This window comes from Acaryochloris sp. CCMEE 5410 (assembly GCF_000238775.2).
Lineage (GTDB): Bacteria > Cyanobacteriota > Cyanobacteriia > Thermosynechococcales > Thermosynechococcaceae > Acaryochloris.
Map to the genome: position 1 here is coordinate 2,912,974 of NZ_AFEJ02000001.1, position 17,550 is coordinate 2,930,523.

Here is a 17,550-nt window from a genome sequence, read left to right on the forward strand (position 1 = left end):
TTTCTATATTTTTAAAAATCCTACACTCCATCAAAGCGACAGAGAGTATGCCATTAGCTGCAGATCACTCTTCATCTCTGAGGCTTCCCTAAGCGACTATCAAAATCAGAGAGGTAAACAGCAATTGCAATAGACCTCTTGCATAATTGGATTTGCAGTCCCATAGGGTCTGCCCAAAACTACAGATTTCGAGCACTTCCAGTGGGCCAGAGTCTTACGCTTGGTATTCCTTGCCCAGGAATACTACTCATGAAATGCGAGTGAAATTTTGTGAGTCCCTGATGTCCCAGTAGACTCAGAATTGCAATTGCAAAACATCCTAGACTGGGGCGGGTGGTGAGTGGCAGTAAAAGCATGATTCCCCCCAGAATTGCCATCATAGTTGTCATAAAATGGCACATCCGCTGAACTTCTGCAATCCACTCTACAGAACGGCGACAGCTAGGACAAAGTTTAGTATGGCGATGCCAGCGGTCATAGAGTTGCTCATTACTACGGCTCTCCACTCTTTCTGCGTAGAGAGAATTAGGTTCAGGACCACCACTCCCAAATCGATTGAGCCAGTTTTTTAAGGTCAAAGTTCCCTGATCAGCAGGAGAAGGAAGGAAGGGAGAACGTCTACGACCCATATCAATAACAGCCTCATTCCGTTCTTGGGCATACATAGCTGTAATATCCTGGTCATTGAGTTTGTAAGTTCCCAAATGTTGTAGTCCAACCTGCACATACTCGGGCAGTAACCCTAGCATTTTTTTGTTCATCCACTGTATTAGACTCAATGGACGTGCTGGGAATTCTAAGTCCATCACGAACTTCATAATGTATCGACAATGTCCTGGTGCCGTTGGGACAAAATAGAGTTGAAAGGTTTGGACGCCACCCGTTGGCAGGTAGTACTGGGTGATGTTGGCACAAGGAGGACGGAATGTTCGAGTTGCCTCCATCTCTCGGTTGAAGGTGTTATACCCTTTGTGACTCAGAACAAAACCTTCCTCTGCAGATAGCTCACCTAGGAGTTCGAAACCCTTCATAGGAATGGCGTTCGCAGGTGAAAAAGTGCCGATCCCTTCATGCAGAAATTGGGCATGTACAGGGTCAAAGCTGTTTTCAATCGAAACAGTGTAGCCTAAAGGAACCTCTATCATGTGCCAATCAGTCTTATTCCACTTCGGACTCGTTTTAGGCAGTGTTGCGGGCTGCTTTTGCTGACAGTCTGCAAAGGCTCGGTCGTTACGATCTGGCCAAATCCAAAGCAATCCTTGTTCAACCTGGGTCGGATAGGTAGTTACATGAGATCTAACATTGTGATAAGCGGCTGGCTGATCTAACTGAGCAGGCAGCATCGGATTCTGGACACACTGTCCCTTCTGATCAAAACACCAACCATGTTGACGGCAGACAAGGGTGCCATCCGCTTGAACCTTGCCTAGGGATAATTGCGTCAGTTTATGGGGACAAACATCATCCATTGCAATCCACTGACCCTGATGTTGCCAGATCACCAGATTTTTACCGAGCAAGGTGATGGGGGTAGGACAGGAGTCATCAAGATAGCTTAAGGGGCTAACCGGATACCACTGCTTTAGCCAATTGAAGGGTTGCCCTTCTGCGGTAGGTTGTAATTCTAAACCCTCTAGATTGTCTGGATTGAGGTCAATGTCTGTAGTCATAAGGCACCATTGCTCCACTTTTGTTGAGAACGTGCTTGGAAGACTGTGTGGTTCTATTACATAAGGCAGGCGAAGGCTATATCTGATGGCAGAGTTCTAACCAACCCTTCCTTAGAAAAAATATCACTAATCAGATGTCAGTGACTTTCCCAGCTTTTATGCATTACTCCTTAGACTCCGCCACCTAGCACTGCACCCTGCGAAAAATGCCTGATATGGAAGAATTTTAGCTCTCTATATCAGGCATTTTACTTTCATCAATTATGCAAGAGATCTTCTGTCCCTGCTCCCTCAAACTAAGCAGTAAATCTAACAACCTTGCTTCAGGCTTTAATTCATAACTGAGGCAGTTTCATGGGCTCCAACCGCAAGCACGAGGCAAAGGGCAGCAACCGTTTTTTGCCATTCGAGACGTACATTATCGTCTTCAACACCATCAAACGCTGAAACCAAGCGAGGAATAGAGCGTTGTAACGCTTTTTCGGGTATGGGGCTATGCAGCTCCACTAGGTGAGTGAGACTTTCCTGATTATTTAGAAATGCCACAACCCACTTGGTTGCATGATCGGGACTATCAGGCACCCGATCAACCCCTAACTCTTGCTTGAGCCAGTCGTAAAACGGAGGAAGTTGCTTGGCCAAGATTTGTCCAGCCGTCGGTAAGGTTTCACGGAGCAATCCTGCATTTAGGCTTCCCAATAATTCGGTGACTGCGGGGAGGGCCAGAAAGTCTTCTAGACTGAGTGGGAGAAGGCTTTCGACAGTTGGAGCATCGAGTTGAAGGTGTTGTTGAAATGTGGCCTGCATTATATTTAGGACTCCTAAGCTTAGGACTCCTAAATATTAACCATGGTCGATCATTCTGTCAAAAAAATCTCATCGCCGTTCTCTCACGAGCGTTTTAGAATTTAAGAGTCTGGGATTGCTTCAAGGAGGTGAAGGTATCTATGGCAAAGACTTCACAGGATGCAACAGATACACCCCTACGCCAACGGTTGGGCATCGGGCTAGAAAAAATTAGTATGGTGCTCAAAAGTCAGGCGTGGCACGATGCTAACCTGCAAGGACTGACACCCACCCAGGGCAAAATCTTGACCCTACTGCGAGATCGCCAACCCGTTGGCATGCGACTATCGGAGGTGGCTGATATTTTGGGAATTACCTCTCCCACCGCCAGCGATGCGGTGGCCGTTTTAAGTAAAAAGGGTCTGGTCGATAAGCAACGCTCTAAAGAAGATGCTAGAGCCATCTCGATTACTTTATCGGCCCAGGGGATTCAGCAAGCAGAACAAGTGATGGGGTGGTCTGATTTTTTGCTGTCTGCCATTGATGATCTGACTGAATTTGAGCAAGAGATTTTTCTCAAAGGGTTAATCAAGATCATCCGAAGTTTGCAAGCAGAAGGATACATCACTGTTTCTCGGATGTGCTTGACCTGTCAGTTTTTTCATCCTAATCAGTATCCAGACAGTCAACACCCCCATCACTGTGGCTTTGTCGATGCTCCATTTGGTGATAGAGATTTACGCATTGATTGCCCTGACCAGCTACCAGAAGATGTAGGGGTTTGAAGGTTTAGGTATCAGCATGGGTATAGGTGGGCCATCAGGGCGGACTATTTTGCGGGCAAGTAGTAAGGGCCTACCATTCGCTCTGCCTGGGAAAGCGCTTACATGGCCTGGAAAAAATCCCAATACTCTCCTGGTAAAATCAAGACATGACCCTTAATTCGATTAATCAATGTGTGTTGGCTGTTATTCCGTGCCACTGATGGCGTTGGTGTTACCTGAGCTTGAAGACGCTTCAGCAACCATCGTCCCTTTGAGAGGGGCGTCTCAAATCGCGCCGGTTCAGTCCAAATTAAGTACCTCTCAGGTTCGAGCTGAAGTTGCTCAAATCACTCAGGTCCTGCCAGACTCTCCATACGTCAGCCTACTTCGCGAAGAATTTACAGCAATGCATCGGCGACTAGAAAGTGTAACCAGTATAGGTGAGGCGAATGTGATTGTGGGGAAAGGGATCCTGCATATTGCTAAGCAGTTGGAAACCAACCCTAATCTTGATCGTGCCATCAAGGTTTTAGATCCGCATCCAAGCCCCGAAGTGGACAGAGAAATGGATCCATCTGGACTGCTAACGCAAAGTGCCTGGGGATGGCTCTAAATTCTGATCTATTGTTAACCGCTGGTGTAATGATTTATTTCTGTCAGTGGATAGGAACACCCAAAGGTTCTGTTCTGCTGATTGAGCTGCAAATCTTGTGGACATAAAAGCCGTATTTTATTTCGGTAAAGTGTAGCGCTTTCTATCCATGGGAATCCTAAAAAAGTCGTTGCCAATTCACCGCTAGAATTAGCAATTTGTTTTAGGCTGCATCACCCATGGATATGACTTCTTCTCAGTCCGATCGGCTGGATCATTATTACCGACAGCTCAATGCCATGATTTTGTCGCGGCAGCATCCAGTCAGTGGTCTCTTACCCGCCAGCACGGCGGTCAATATCCATGGAGACTATACCGATGCCTGGGTACGCGACAACGTCTATAGCATTCTGGCGGTTTGGGGATTGGCCTTAGCGTATCGCCAGGATCAGTCTGATCCATCCCGGACCTTATTGCTAGAGCAAAGCGTTGTCCGACTGATGCGAGGGCTGCTACGAGCGATGATGCGGCAAGCCCATAAAGTAGAGACTTTTAAGCATACCCAAGCGCCTCTGGATGCGCTCCATGCTAAGTACGATACCCCCACCGGAGATGTGGTTGTTGACGATGATGCCTGGGGCCATTTACAAATTGACGCCACCTCTTTGTTTCTATTGATGGTGGCTCAGATGACCGCTTCAGGTCTTTTGATTATCTACAGTTTGGATGAAGTCCATTTTGTGCAAAATCTGGTCTACTACATTTCCCGCGCTTATCGAACGCCAGACTATGGGATTTGGGAACGGGGCAACAAAATTAATACGGGAACGGCTGAGATTAATGCTAGTTCAGTCGGCATGGCTAAAGCTGCCCTAGAAGCGATGAATGGCCTGAATATTATGGGAGAGCGGGGCGGTTCGGCTGCAGTCATCCATGTGATGGCAGATGAGATTGCCCGCACTGAAATGAAGTTGGCGGCCCTATTGCCACGGGAATCTAAGTCGAAAGAGGTAGATGCTGCGGTTTTAAGTGTGATTGGATTCCCGGCGTTCGCGGTGTGCGATCGCACCCTCGTAGACCGAACCCGCACCAAAATCATCGATAAACTGCAAGGCCGATATGGCTGTAAACGCTTTTTGCGAGACGGCCACCAAACTATCCTCGAAGACCATACCCGCCTGCACTATGAAACCTGGGAACTGAAGCAGTTTGAAAATATTGAAAGTGAATGGCCGCTCTTCTTCACCTATTTATTCCTAGATAGCCTCTTCCGTGGGGATACCGATCAAACCACCTTCTACAGAACTCGACTACAAGCATTGGGCGTGGAGCAGGATGGCTGGTCACTATTGCCAGAACTATATATTGTCCCGGGAGGCCGAGTAGAAGCCGAAAAAGCGGAGCCCCATAGCCAAGACCGAGTACCCAATCAAAATATTCCCCTCGTCTGGGCTCAGAGTTTATACCTGTTGGGACAACTGGTAGATGAAGGGTTAATTACGCTAGATGATATTGATCCACTGGGACGCCACCATCACACCCAAGCAACCAAGATGGGAACGGAAACTCTGCAGGTGGCCTTACTCGCAGAAGATCAAGCCTTGCAAGCAACCTTAGCTGCAGCAGGCGTGACCGCAGAAACCCTAGAAGAAATAGCCCCGCTACAGGTTCGACCCGCCCATGATTTGACCAATATTTACCATCAGCTGGGTCAGAATCCGAAGCTGGGCCTTTCAGGCCGCCCCCATAAGCGGATGCGGACATTAATGACCTCCCATCTCTATCGGGTTGCCGGGGAAACCATGGTCTTTTTGCCGTCCTTTATCGATAATCGCGAGTTTTACCTCACCCTAGATATTCACTTCCTGATCTCGCAAATTCAAAGTGAGTTGGCTTATATTCAACGCTACTGGATCGCAAGTCAACACCCGACTCTGACGCTACTCCTGACCCATCGCATGATCAAAATGGGGCAGGCTCCATTGATTGAATTGCTGCAATCCTTAGCTTCTGGAGCGTCACCTGTTGCGGGACAGATTCAGGTGGGAGTTTTAAGCGACTTTATCAACCATAGTGCGGTTATTGATATCGTCGGGCTAGAGCAAACGCCGCCCTCCCAGGATTATGGCGATCAGGCCCTGACTCAGTACCTATCGTTTAGCGCAGAGCAATGTCATCCACTAACGCATCTGCAAGAGCAGACCTTGGAGCTAAATCAGCCTATTGATACGTTACTGCACACCCTCAAGCAGTCAGAGAATTTATATGAGCAGGTCGAAGTGCTGCACCTGCTGATTCATCAGCGATCTTTGGATGACGATATTGGTTGGGAAGCCGATCAAACCATATCCCTCCGCATTCTCTTGACTGAGGTCTATCTGAATGCAGCCCAAGCAGAACATTGGTCGATTGTGCGGCGAGCCGCAGGGCTCCTCAATATGGTGGATATTAGTTTGTCCGATGCGGTTACCAACCTGTTGGCCCATCAGAAACAAATCCTGGTCGGACGCTCCTACAACGAGCATTCTTTAATCAATATGCCTCTACCTGCCCAGGAGATTGTGGCTCGGATCAATGAATTCTGTCGGGAAGATGAGCGCGATCGCGTCCTTACCCAAGAGATTTTGATCTATCTCGACCTGTTAACTAAGTCCGAACCGCTGTTAGTCAAAGGCTTACTGACCCTGAGAATTGGCTATCTGATTTTGTTGCTAACCAGTGAACTGGCCCGTGAGCAACAGATTACCCAAGATGAAGCCTATGAACGGCTAACCCAACTCAGTCCCTACGATCTCAAATCCCGTTTACGCCAGGTTCTATCAGCCTACGATCAGGTCCATAAGAGTCTGCATCAGCAGGAGTCATTGCATATTGCCCACTGCACGGGTGAGGTCAATTGGGGCCTGACTCAGCCTATCCCGCTAGTGCATGAGTCTGAACCAGAAGACTGGCTGGTGAAGCGTCAGGTGGAAGGGTCGCTTAACCGAGTGCCGAGAGAGTTCTATATCAAAGTTTGGCGTCTCTTGAAACATACCCACGGTATTGTGATTGGTGAAAAGCTGGATCGCCGGAACCGTCTGGATAGCGAACATCTACTGTCGGAGATGACGGAAGGGGAAACCAATTTTGCCCTGATGATTGAGCATCTGCTGAATAAGATTCCAGCCCCAGAGTATCGGCAACTCAATGTGGAAGCGCTGCTGGAGCTAGCTCACGTCGTGGAGGCCAATCCCGATCTACAGTTTGCTGACCATGTCGTGTTGGATGTGATTATTGGTCATGCGGTGCGGCTGGCCTGGTGGGATGCTCATCCTGAACGGGTGGCTGCTTATGACGAGGATAAAGCGAAGGCTTGGCAAGCGTTCTATAAAATGCCGTCTCAGCAAAGTGGTCCCTATGTCTTGATGGCTCTCCGTTTCTTAGTGGAAGTGAGTCAACCAGTAGCAGTGTAAAAGGACTTCCTAGGCGATGCTGGATGGGGCGTTTACTGACGTGCTATGAACCTTGACGTTCTGCAAGAGAAGCAACAAATGCTTGATGTTCGGTCGTGGCTAATCCTTGCTGCACGATTGACAACACCTGAGCCATCTCTCCAGCGAGCAAACCCGAAACGGATAACCATAAGCTAGGAAACACCTGAGAACGAATCACACCTGTTTCATCCATTGGCAAAGACAGATATTCCCCTCTTTGCAGGCTAAACCACTCCAGCTTCTGATCTAAGACCTGCCAGATGATATATTCTTGAACGCCATTTCGTCGGTAGGCTACTTTCTTATCGTAGGAATCATAGGCTGCTGTACTGGCTGCGACTTCTGCCACTAGCTCTGGAGCGCCTTCTAGATAACCATCCTTACTTATCTGACATTGCCCGCCGACTAAAGTATCGATGAGGAGTACCGCATCGGGTTGAGGCTCATTATCTAAATCGAGTCGCACAGTGGGATTGTCTCCCATTCTCACACCGGGTGTCATTGCTTTATAGAATCCCAGCCATGTCATCAGGTTGCCATGGGGTTCAGCATGGGGTTCAAACCGCAGAGGTGAAGGCAAATATACAACTCCTTCGATTAATTCAGCTTTTTTTTGATGAGGCATGGCGTGGTAGCGACGTTCGAACTCGTCACGGGTGAGGTGATCGCCATTTTCTAGGGGCAAAACCGGTGCTTGATCACTAAGGGATTGGGGCTGAGTTAAAGGTGTCATTATCCAGAGTTCTGAGCCTGGTTTCTATTGTATCGTTACCTATTCTGAGGACCAGGAGCTATCGTTACTGACTTATCTCGCCAATCCATTGTGGTAGGTCACTCGGCATGACGTAGTTTTTGAAAGCGGCGAATCAAATATGCTGCCAGGATAAAGAAGGGTGCCCAAGCTACGAAAAAGAGAACAAATGTTAGTGAAAAAGAACCCGGCTGGTTACCTACATATGCTGTGGTCGAGAGATCATCGCCATTGATCAGGATGGCGATAGCGGGTCCAAATCCCTGCAAAGCTCCCCACCAGCTATATCCTGCTAAGCAGCTCATTCCCACTCGATGGCGTGCCACATCTGCCTCGCGGTGATTTATCGAGGAAGAAGGGGATTGGGCCATGATGATCACAATGAGGATAAACGTCCAGATCATCCACAAGGCCCCAGTCCACGGGTTGAGTCGCAACGTGATAATGGCGGTGAGGGATAGCCCGGTGCCAACTAGCAAACGAGGGACGACTTCAGCAGCTTGCTGTCTAGACGGTCGACTAAATATCCGGGGTGGGGTCACCTCTCGCACGATGTAAAGAACACAGACCCCGGAAAATATGAACGCCAGACGGGCTGGATAAGTGGTGGGCATGCTATACCCTGCATATTTGGTGTGATTTTCTTCCACGAACAAGCTGAGTCGAACGATCTCCAGACCAATACCAGACAACGAGACGACGACCATCGACCAGGAGAAAAATCGTCCAGACCGTAGGTGTAATTTACTGCCCTTATGGGCGATGAAAGCCACAATTCCAGAAATAGGAGCAATTACTGCAGAGATGATGTGGAAGAGCAGGACGATTAAGAATAGAGCATTGGCCAAGGCGCTCCCGTAAATGACTGGTTTGTGCAGTAAAAACGTTGATCCCACCTTCTGACTCCACGCTATTTGGGAATGAGGCATTCTTGGCAATTTTACTTGCCTATAACCACAGATGCACCCAGTTCAACAGCTTCCAGTGGTCGATCTATAAGACCCTATTTAGGCTGTACTCACAGCTGTATATAAGGCCCGAAATCTGCGGACAGGAGGACTCTCATTATCGAGGTAATCCTCAAAGGATTGGTTACTCAAACCCAACGCTTCAAATGAGGCTAATTCCTTTCGAGTCAGGGGATAAGGCATTCTACCAGGGGGATCTGTTTCTTCACGCCCCCTGGCAATCACTAATAGCTGCCCTAGGGGCGCTATCAAGCGGCTGATGTTTGAGATGGCAGCAGCGCGCAACGCCGGGGGAAGAACTTGCAAAGTGTAGGCTTCCAGAACAAAGTCAAACCCTGGAGACCAAGTAGCTGAAGGATTGAGCAAGTCTGCAACCTGGTAGGACACGGGTGAATTAGGGAAGCGTTGGTTGCACTGTGCGATCGCAGTCGGTGAAACATCAAAGGCCACAACCTCAAACCCTAGCTCGGCCAAAAACTCAGCATCATCCCCATAACCACAACCGATGACCAGGGCCGTTTTACCTGCCCCCTTTAATTCCTGGGAAATGCTCCACTCGACTAAGTTAGGATTGGGAGCTAAATCAGCCCAAGGCACTGCAGAATAAACATCTCCAGCTTCTGCATAGAGGGCCTCAAACCATCCTTTGGCATCTGAACGGGCCAGAAACTCTGACGCTAATTGTTGGGCACGGTGACGAGACATGATGGGCAGCAACTTAGAAGACGGCAAAGTCGCCCCGCTCTGCTTCTTCGCTACCGTCAACGAGGCGCTGATAATACTCGAATAAAGTATCTTTACCGGTTTCAGGTGTGGCGTCCGCATCATAACGCCCAGTTTCGGCATCGAATACTAGCATTGATTCTGTGGCATAGTAATGGCCTATTCGCGCTAGCTCTGCTTTGGCTGCCAAACTCGGCACAATCTTGGCAATCCCGCCTAATAATGTTGCGATCGCACTCAAGAATCCAGGCGGTACGCTTTTGAACCGGGGTGGGCAATCCAGCAATTTAAACAGGTATTCTCCCTGTTCCAAAGGCGTAAGGGCGGGTCCAGGCCCACCGATAGGCAAAATTTTGTTCTGCAGTGAAGCATCTTCAAGACAATCCACGATGTAGGCTGCCAGATCTGGATCGCTGATCGGTTTGCAAGCGGTCAATTTGCCATCGCCAAACAGATAAAATGGCTTCCCGTTCTGAATCTTAGCCACCTGCCCCGCTAGGGATTTAAAGTAGGCGGTGGGTCGGACAATGGAATAGATTAGCCCGGATTCTCTCAGGGCTTTTTCGAAGGCAAGTTTGGCATGCTGAAACGCAAGGCGGGGCTTTTGCACGCAGATAGCGGACAACAACACCATCTGCTTTACCCCAGATTCTTTTGCCAAGGAGAGAACGTCCATATGGGCTTGATAGTCAATGGCCCAGGTATCATCTGGCTCTCCCGTCCGGGAGGCCAAGCAGGATACCACTCCATAAAATGGTTGATCCTGGAACACTTGCTCAGCCAGGAATTTTGGATCTTTGACATCACCGAAACATACTTCAGTACCTTGCAAAAGTTGGGCCGTTTTTTCTTGGGTGAGCTGCCCCCCAACCCCTGCCTTTGGCCGAGCAATACAAACAACTTCGTAACCGCGCTTTACCAATGCGGCGACGGTAGCTCGCCCAATCGTACCGGTGCCGCCCAATACCAAAATGCGACGTGTCTCCGAAGTGCTGGCGTCAGTCATAGGTAATCAATGCTGTGTTATAGGACTCTATTCGTAGCCTATCAGTTAGCAGCTTCTAACCAATAGTTTCATAAGCACGAACAGAAAACTAAAACACAAGACAGGCACAAGATCACCAAGCTTTCGCTAAGAGAAATGCTACTGAGATTTTCCACGACCATATTTTTGATCTATTGGTCTACAACCCATGTCATAGATGAGGAGGTTGCATATTCCAGAGTTCCAAAATTTTGCTCTTGATTCGATGATTTCAGCAATAGCCAACATCATGTTCGTAATGCTGGGATAAAGCGGCTCATGAATTTGAGAAACATCTAGATCAGTCACACGATAGACAGGAGAGAATTTCTGTTGAATCGTACTTCCTAAGACGACAATTTGCCCGAAGTCACAAAAGAAGAGGGGAAATATATTAGATGGCTCATATGGGACAAAACTGGCATGGTAATCATCACGGGCTTGCCACCAAAATATTGCCTCTTCAAGCGGTAAAAAAGTAATATCACCAATTAATTCAGCTAAGTGATACCCAAAATCGAAAGCGATCTCTGATGTCATATCATCTTCTCTAAATATTGGTAATGTGCCGTTATGCCAGCGGTAAAGCTCATATACTTCTTCGGTAAGCTTGAACGGATAATTTTGGAGAATGACGTCAATATCTTGAATGCTGAGTTGGGGACGCCAAAATGATTGATCACATTTGGAATAAGCCTCAATTTGCTTCAAAGCATCTGTCAGTGATGGCATTAGTGAAAAGCTCTTCAGGCAAGAAATGATTTTATGGATCTGACAACGGAATTATAAACAAGGTGTTAAGCTTCCAGACTTGAACCGACAGCTAAAGCAAAAAATTTTTGGGGAAGACTAAGTACGCTACTACTTTCTCTTCAATCCCAACAATTAAACATGCGAAAACAACAGCTAGTAGCGGTGATAGCAGCTATTTTTGCTTATACCGTCTGGGATCAGCTTCGCCGATCCATTTCCCCCTGGATTGACTCAACTTTAACTGCAATTGGTGTCCCACATCTCATTGTTCAACTCATTCTGCTGGTATTGCCTCAAGTTTTATTACTAGAAGTTGTCCTTAAGTTGCTCTTTCTATCACTAACATTCCGTTCCCCGAAGTTTGTTCCTGCACAACCTGAGGATTGGAAGGGATTCAACCAAGATAAACTGAATGACGACACTTCCGAGTTGGAGAAGTTAGGTTTTGTATACCTCACTGATTACAGGGTTCTATCTCATCGGGTTATAGCAAGGCTATTTGCTCATCCTCAAAAATTTTGCTTCGCAGAGCTGGGTCAGCATGAAGATTTTCCTATGTTCTGTAGCATATCTTTTAGTTTAGAAAAGCAATGGTCTGTAGCAGTTACAAATATGCCTTCATTTGCTATCTCTTTTGCCTTCCTATGGCAACCACGAGACCTTATAAAATATTTTGAGAATACATCAGAGAATATGATGTTTCAAGCACTATTAGACTTGCGTGAACAAGTTTCTCGTGACTTGGGGCTAGAACTAGTCCAAGATATGAGAGCTGAAACTTATTTTGAGCTAGAACGTAAACGAACGAGAGACAGAAGACGTTCATTTCTTTATTCAAGCGTTATTTGGAGACTATTGAAGTGGTTATGGTTTTCTCTGAATCCTCAAGATGAGTATTTAGGGGCTTACTCCAAGCTCAACGGGAAGCGGTAGAACATAAATTCATGAATTTATTAGTCATGATATGTATCGGCCAAGAACTAGTGTTGAGTTAAGCCGAGATGTAGCAACATACGTCGATGTCCAAAACAGATTATGTATCTAGGGCTTGCTGAAACATAGTTTAGTGGACGAGTGGACACCACGAGTTTTCAAGAATGCGCTTGGTGATCCTTACAATACATTCCAGTCGCTGACCTATTTTTTAGATTTCTGAGAAGTGGTGACACTCAGCGTGACATAAAGAGTTTCGGGCTCGGACTCGAACATCTGCACTACGAGCGGTTGAATGGTGCTAGTCAGTTCGTCAACATTTTTCTCAGAGATCTCATTAGCGGGAATGATAACGTTGACATTCGTGAAGGCACCATTGCTCCAATTCCCACTTACTTTTGAATCAACACTAAGTTCAGCGTTGATAGCGCGCTCTAATTCCGCGAATTTCTCGAACGTGCCCATTAGGTTGTCAACAGCACTGCATGCAGGTAGGAGAAACATTGCCCCAATGACTAGCGCAGACGACTTATTCAATTGGGTAAACATATTCTTAGATACCTCACTATTAATTTATTGGGCAAGGCATAATAACTCCGAGATTAAGTGTTATCCGGCCCTATTCGTATAATTCCCAACGTAAGATTTCTTCGAATATCACCCATATAATTCCGAAGTGAGAATATTATCGGCCAGTTACCTTGAATTTTGTGTTTATGGTTGAAAATATTCGAATTTAGTATTTTTTACGCCAGAAGTCTTTGAGAATTTCTTTGTTTATAGCTAAATCTTCCTAGCATTGATTTGACTTGGGTTAAATCAGGAAGCTTCTTTACAATGAGATGATTGTCACAGATCTCCTACCGCAATGAGAAAAGAGGCATCATCAGGTAACTTTGTCGCCATTGACTTTGAAACAGCAGATTACCAAAGAGATAGCGCTTGTGCCATTGGCGTCATCCGGGTAGAAAATGACCAGATTGTTGATCGGTCCCACTTTCTGATTCGCCCGCCACGCCAAAGATTCCAATTCACCTATATCCACGGACTTACCTGGTCTGACGTAAAACACCATCCCACCTTTGCTGAACTGTGGCCGAATCTCCAACCCAAATTTGCAGGCAGTGACTTTGTCGCCGCCCACAATGCTAATTTTGATCGCTCTGTGCTTAATGCTTGCTGTCAGGCAGCCGAACTAGACCCCATGCCCCTGCCTTTTCTCTGCACTGTCAAGCTTGCTCGGGAGGTATGGAATATCCGACCGACAAAATTGCCTAATGTATGTGATTTCTTAGATATCCCCTTACAGCATCATCAGGCTCTTTCGGATGCCGAAGCCTGCGCCAAAATTGTGATTGCAGCACGACAAGAGTAAATACTTGTACCTGCTAATTGAAAGTGGTCAGCACCATTCCGGAATCTCAGACATTTTGCTGTTGGTCCTTGTCATAATCTGCATCGAGAGACCAACGTAGCGGTTGATGGGTTAAACCTCATAAAGGGTTAGCATTCAGTTCCAAAGTCATCAAGTACTCATCATAATATTTCCCATCTTTGATAAAAGTTTCGTGTTCTGTACCGTAGATACGAAAGCCAAAAGATTGGTAAAGTCGAATGGCATTTTTTTGTTGAGTGACAACCGTTAAGTTGACTCGCCTAACGCCAGCAGTCATCGTTGCCCGATGTAATGCTTGACTCACCAGCACTCTGCCACAGCCACGTTTGCGGAATTCAGGCAGGACATAGAGACCCGCCAGATAGGCACGATGTTTTTCATTGATGGCTTCGTAGCGAGACAACCGGATAATGCCAATGAGCCGCTTGACTTGAAAGGCACCAAAAAAGCAACGATCCATACTCTCAGCCAATCGCACTGCAGTTTCAGCAAGATCGGGTTCCGTTTCGGGAAGTGAACCAAAAGCAGGAGGCCGTTCATGCAATGCACGTAGGCGTACTGAACGATATGCTTTAACATCAGCAGGTGTAAGCACCCGCGTACTGATGCTTGTCTCTATGACTGGGTTATCGTCCATACAATAAACGTCATATTGCTAACTTTGCAATGATCGGAGAATTGAGCATCACTCTTTTGCACCGATATTTTTGTAAGTGCGGCGTTAGATTGAACTTATCAAAACGCAGTGAGAGATAGGAAAGGTAACCGTTAATATGGGGCAATCTCTCCAAGCCAGTGTGGTTTTTGACTGGCATTATCCTGGCATTGTTGTACTGGCCCATCAATTGACATCAGGATATAAAGCATTGAGTGCGATGGCTGTTAGTGAAGCCCAGGCTCTGCCTGTAGGCCGATCAAAGAACATCGCAAAAAATATCTGCCAACAAGTCTACGATCAGATTCACCATAAACCTCAATACCAAACGCATCCTGTAATACGCGCACGGTAGATCAGTGAGGGGGCATCGATGACTTCTCCATGGGGTAGAATCAACCTGCTTTTTATCCAGGTTATTGAAACAAGCTTAGATTTTTTAGGTGATAGAGTGCTGATCTCATATCTACAATCAACATTGGTTCCTTGTATATAAAATCTACAAAAAAGCTAATGGGGCAATATTTCCTTATCTTATTTTTAGCCCACAAAGGCAATATATATGAGTTCTTAAAAAATTAGATATAGCTCATTCTTATATTAAAAATACCGGCCTAGGCATATAAAAAAGATAGAGACACACCTCAGAGACAGGGGGGGATAAAAAACCAAAAGCTTTTTACTGAAAGCTTTACAGGGATTTCTCAAGCCGCATTTCTGCCAAGGATCACGTCTAAAAATAGGAAGTATCACGTTTCTAGTGTGATCCAGATTAGATAAGAAGAAAGGCTTTTCCGATAAATTATGAGAAGAGAAGAAAACAGATTGAAAACAAGTTTATCGGTTCTCTATTAACAAGAAATAGAGGTATTAAGAAGGCTTCATCTGGACAATCTCTAATCAATCAGTCAACGTTCTAAATTTGATTTCTGTTGGAGGAATCCATCATGCTAAAGCCAATTAAAGTTACCCTGCTAGGTGTAATGGCAGCAACCACAACTGCACTCGCTATCCCTCAAGCAAATGCCTTCTCTATATCGGTTGAACAACAGCCTGAAACTTCTGAGCAAGTTGAAAGCTCACTAGTGGCTTCTCGATGGCGAAAAAGACATAGAGTTCGTCGAGTACGCTGGCGTTGGCGCCGAAAGTGGGTCTGCTTCAAGCGCCCAGTCGTCTTCTATCGCCATGGCCGTAAAATCGTGAAGTTCAAGCGACACTGCCACTGGAAAAAATATCGAGTCCATCATGGCGGACATCATTTCTAACCAGTGATGCTAATTGATAGCAACTTCAAGCCTGAGATTTATCGATAATGTCATTGATTAGCTTGAACACCAGCAACTCTAGGAGATTTAATTCTTCTAGAGTTGTTTTGGTGAAGAATAAACAGTCAACGAATTCTCTAACGGTTGGAATAGTTTCAAAACATCGGGCGTTGCTCAATGACGGGATGATTTTGAATATTGCTATATCTTGCAATCTTTGTTGTGCATGGGGTTTAAGGCATGGATAAAATTTCAATCATCTCGCTATTGAGCAACGCCGTTTTGGTTGTGACGTTAGATTGAACTTACCTGAATACAGTGAGAGGTAAGGAATGGTAACCATTGAGATGGAGCAATATCTCAAAGCCAGTGAGGTGATTGACTGGCACCATCCTGACATTGTTGAACTAGCTCATCAATTGGCATCAGGCTGTGAATCATTGAGTGAGATCGCCAAACAATCCTTCGAATGGGTCCGCGATTAGATTTGCCACAGTTCTGACTATCAGATGAATCCCGTAACCTGCCGCGCCTCTGACGTTCTCAAACACAAAACAGGCTACTGCTTTGCCAAAAGTCATCTATTAGCCGCACTGCCCCGAGCCAATCACATCCCCGCAGGCTTTTGTTACCAACGACTCAGTATTGACGATCAAGGCGCACCCTATAGTTTGCATGGGTTTAATGCCATTTATTTACCAAATATCGGATGGTATCGCGTCGATGCTAGAGGCAACAAACCAGGCGTCGATGCCCAATTTATGCCACCCCAAGAACGGTTAGCCTATCGCCTGCAGTTTGCAGGAGAAGCAGACTTTCCAGCCGTGCTGGCTGAGCCATTGCCTATGGTTGTATCGGCGTTGCGATGGTCTTCGACCGACCTTCGGTCATCGCACCCCACTTGGGATGACATGCTCCGCAGCCTTCCAGACATTCCCTTGGAATCTACAAAGCAATATGGGCTAGAAACCAAGAATGATACCTAACGTACTTTCGGAGGAGCAACAACAGAATTTAATCCTTTTTAGCCTTATTTAGTCCAAATTTACCAATAAAAGCATTATCAAACGAATTTAATCCAGCTATTGCTCACAATCTAAAAGATTAGTCGTTATTATCAACGTCTAGTGCCATTTTCCAATCACCCTTACCATCACGACGGTAACCAATCACTAAACGACCTGCTCCTCCGCCTGGTTCTCCCGTTGCTTTATTCATCGTCTTCACATCAAAGTGGGTAACCATAATTGCAAAATCACCAAATATTTTGATGTCGTCAATTTCAACGTCAGACTTAAACGTGAGCGCTTCTAAGCGTGGCGCATACTTATCACGCAGAGCCTGGAGACCAATCGACGTTGGCTGATGTTCATTACAAATAATTAGGTCTGGGTCACATGTTGCCACCAGTCTTTCAATATCACCGCCATCTAAGGCTGCATTCCATTCGTCGAGGGCAGCTTTGAGCTTTTCAATATCATTCATCGTTCTATGCCCCAGTAGGTAAATATTCAGTAAAATATTGGCCGACTAGGGTTTCTTCAACTTCGGCCAAAAACGCTTGGGTTAGCTCTCGTTCAGCAAATTGTGGCGTGACGCGTTTCGCGGTCTCTTCATTGGGGAACGTATATATTTCCGCAAAGAGCGTGGGCCGATCAGGGGATGTGGTCACATAGGTTTTCCACGAGGTAACCCCCTCAAGAGCGGTGAAGTCCGCCCGCGCCCGCTCTCTAATGGCAGCTGCGCGCTGAGGATCTTTCATCTTCAACACAAAAATCTCGGTTATCTCAGCCATAG

Annotated in this window: 18 protein-coding genes and 1 pseudogene; 8 read left to right on the plus strand and 11 right to left on the minus strand. The window is 46.5% G+C overall.

Annotated features, from left to right (window positions below):
• Window positions 1–179 precede the first annotated feature (179 nt).
• Together ON05_RS13350 and ON05_RS13355 are read right to left on the minus strand one after the other, a co-directional pair.
• A complete protein-coding gene (locus ON05_RS13350; protein ID WP_010467721.1) occupies window positions 180–1,670 on the minus strand; it encodes a Rieske 2Fe-2S domain-containing protein in 1,491 nt (496 codons plus the stop codon).
• 330 nt (window positions 1,671–2,000) lie between these two features.
• Window positions 2,001–2,477: a hypothetical protein gene (locus ON05_RS13355; protein WP_010467720.1), complete on the minus strand. Its 477-nt coding sequence runs from the start codon at window positions 2,475–2,477 to the stop codon at window positions 2,001–2,003.
• Window positions 2,478–2,617: 140 nt separating this feature from the next.
• On the opposite strand from ON05_RS13355, the gene ON05_RS13360 reads away from it, so the two are divergent.
• The 3 genes from ON05_RS13360 (at window position 2,618) to ON05_RS13370 (ending at window position 7,264) form a co-directional block, all read left to right on the plus strand.
• The gene (locus ON05_RS13360) at window positions 2,618–3,241 is read left to right on the plus strand and encodes a MarR family winged helix-turn-helix transcriptional regulator (RefSeq protein ID WP_010467719.1); all 624 of its coding nucleotides are present in this window, start codon (window positions 2,618–2,620) and stop codon (window positions 3,239–3,241) included.
• 199 nt (window positions 3,242–3,440) lie between these two features.
• Window positions 3,441–3,833, plus strand: coding sequence for a hypothetical protein (locus tag ON05_RS13365; RefSeq protein ID WP_010467718.1), 393 nt, complete (start codon window positions 3,441–3,443; stop codon window positions 3,831–3,833).
• Window positions 3,834–4,051: 218 nt separating this feature from the next.
• On the plus strand, window positions 4,052–7,264 hold the full coding sequence (locus ON05_RS13370) for a glycoside hydrolase family 15 protein (RefSeq protein ID WP_010467717.1): 3,213 nt from the start codon (window positions 4,052–4,054) through the stop codon (window positions 7,262–7,264).
• A gap of 43 nt (window positions 7,265–7,307) precedes the next feature.
• Here ON05_RS13370 and ON05_RS13375 read toward each other — a convergent pair whose 3' ends face one another.
• The 5 genes from ON05_RS13375 to ON05_RS13395 form a co-directional block, all read right to left on the minus strand.
• The gene (locus ON05_RS13375) at window positions 7,308–8,018 is read right to left on the minus strand and encodes a Uma2 family endonuclease (protein WP_010467716.1); all 711 of its coding nucleotides are present in this window, start codon (window positions 8,016–8,018) and stop codon (window positions 7,308–7,310) included.
• Between the two features lie 98 nt (window positions 8,019–8,116).
• Window positions 8,117–8,932 (minus strand): hypothetical protein, encoded by an 816-nt coding sequence (locus ON05_RS13380; protein ID WP_139025560.1) that lies wholly within the window; start codon window positions 8,930–8,932, stop codon window positions 8,117–8,119.
• 111 nt (window positions 8,933–9,043) lie between these two features.
• A complete protein-coding gene (locus ON05_RS13385; protein ID WP_039778444.1) occupies window positions 9,044–9,709 on the minus strand; it encodes a bifunctional 2-polyprenyl-6-hydroxyphenol methylase/3-demethylubiquinol 3-O-methyltransferase UbiG in 666 nt (221 codons plus the stop codon).
• Window positions 9,710–9,722: 13 nt separating this feature from the next.
• Window positions 9,723–10,733, minus strand: a complete 1,011-nt coding sequence (locus tag ON05_RS13390) for an NAD(P)H-binding protein (protein WP_010467713.1) — start codon at window positions 10,731–10,733, stop codon at window positions 9,723–9,725.
• A gap of 138 nt (window positions 10,734–10,871) precedes the next feature.
• Window positions 10,872–11,483 (minus strand): hypothetical protein, encoded by a 612-nt coding sequence (locus ON05_RS13395; RefSeq protein WP_010467712.1) that lies wholly within the window; start codon window positions 11,481–11,483, stop codon window positions 10,872–10,874.
• Between the two features lie 159 nt (window positions 11,484–11,642).
• Between ON05_RS13395 and ON05_RS13400 the strand changes: the two genes are divergently transcribed.
• A complete protein-coding gene (locus tag ON05_RS13400) occupies window positions 11,643–12,437 on the plus strand; it encodes a hypothetical protein (protein WP_010467711.1) in 795 nt (264 codons plus the stop codon).
• A gap of 204 nt (window positions 12,438–12,641) precedes the next feature.
• Here the strand turns inward: ON05_RS13400 and ON05_RS13405 are convergent, their stop codons facing one another.
• Window positions 12,642–12,986, minus strand: a complete 345-nt coding sequence (locus ON05_RS13405; protein ID WP_010467710.1) for a hypothetical protein — start codon at window positions 12,984–12,986, stop codon at window positions 12,642–12,644.
• 319 nt (window positions 12,987–13,305) lie between these two features.
• Here ON05_RS13405 and ON05_RS13410 point away from each other — a divergent pair, with 319 nt between their 5' ends.
• On the plus strand, window positions 13,306–13,812 hold the full coding sequence (locus ON05_RS13410; RefSeq protein ID WP_010467709.1) for a 3'-5' exonuclease: 507 nt from the start codon (window positions 13,306–13,308) through the stop codon (window positions 13,810–13,812).
• Between the two features lie 118 nt (window positions 13,813–13,930).
• Here the strand turns inward: ON05_RS13410 and ON05_RS13415 are convergent, their stop codons facing one another.
• The gene (locus tag ON05_RS13415) at window positions 13,931–14,470 is read right to left on the minus strand and encodes a GNAT family N-acetyltransferase (RefSeq protein ID WP_010467708.1); all 540 of its coding nucleotides are present in this window, start codon (window positions 14,468–14,470) and stop codon (window positions 13,931–13,933) included.
• 136 nt (window positions 14,471–14,606) lie between these two features.
• Here ON05_RS13415 and ON05_RS13420 point away from each other — a divergent pair, with 136 nt between their 5' ends.
• The 3 genes and pseudogenes from ON05_RS13420 (at window position 14,607) to ON05_RS13435 (ending at window position 16,739) form a co-directional block, all read left to right on the plus strand.
• Window positions 14,607–14,843: a hypothetical protein gene (locus tag ON05_RS13420; RefSeq protein ID WP_010467707.1), complete on the plus strand. Its 237-nt coding sequence runs from the start codon at window positions 14,607–14,609 to the stop codon at window positions 14,841–14,843.
• Window positions 14,844–15,435: 592 nt separating this feature from the next.
• Window positions 15,436–15,753, plus strand: coding sequence for a hypothetical protein (locus ON05_RS13425; RefSeq protein ID WP_139025559.1), 318 nt, complete (start codon window positions 15,436–15,438; stop codon window positions 15,751–15,753).
• Between the two features lie 347 nt (window positions 15,754–16,100).
• A pseudogene (locus tag ON05_RS13435) lies at window positions 16,101–16,739 on the plus strand (transglutaminase family protein).
• A gap of 118 nt (window positions 16,740–16,857) precedes the next feature.
• On the opposite strand, the gene ON05_RS13440 reads toward ON05_RS13435, so the two are convergent.
• Both ON05_RS13440 and ON05_RS13445 read right to left on the minus strand, forming a co-directional pair.
• Window positions 16,858–17,238, minus strand: coding sequence for a DUF4440 domain-containing protein (locus tag ON05_RS13440; RefSeq protein WP_010467706.1), 381 nt, complete (start codon window positions 17,236–17,238; stop codon window positions 16,858–16,860).
• A 4-nt stretch (window positions 17,239–17,242) separates the two neighbouring features.
• On the minus strand, window positions 17,243–17,548 hold the full coding sequence (locus ON05_RS13445) for a hypothetical protein (RefSeq protein ID WP_010467705.1): 306 nt from the start codon (window positions 17,546–17,548) through the stop codon (window positions 17,243–17,245).
• Window positions 17,549–17,550 lie beyond the last annotated feature (2 nt).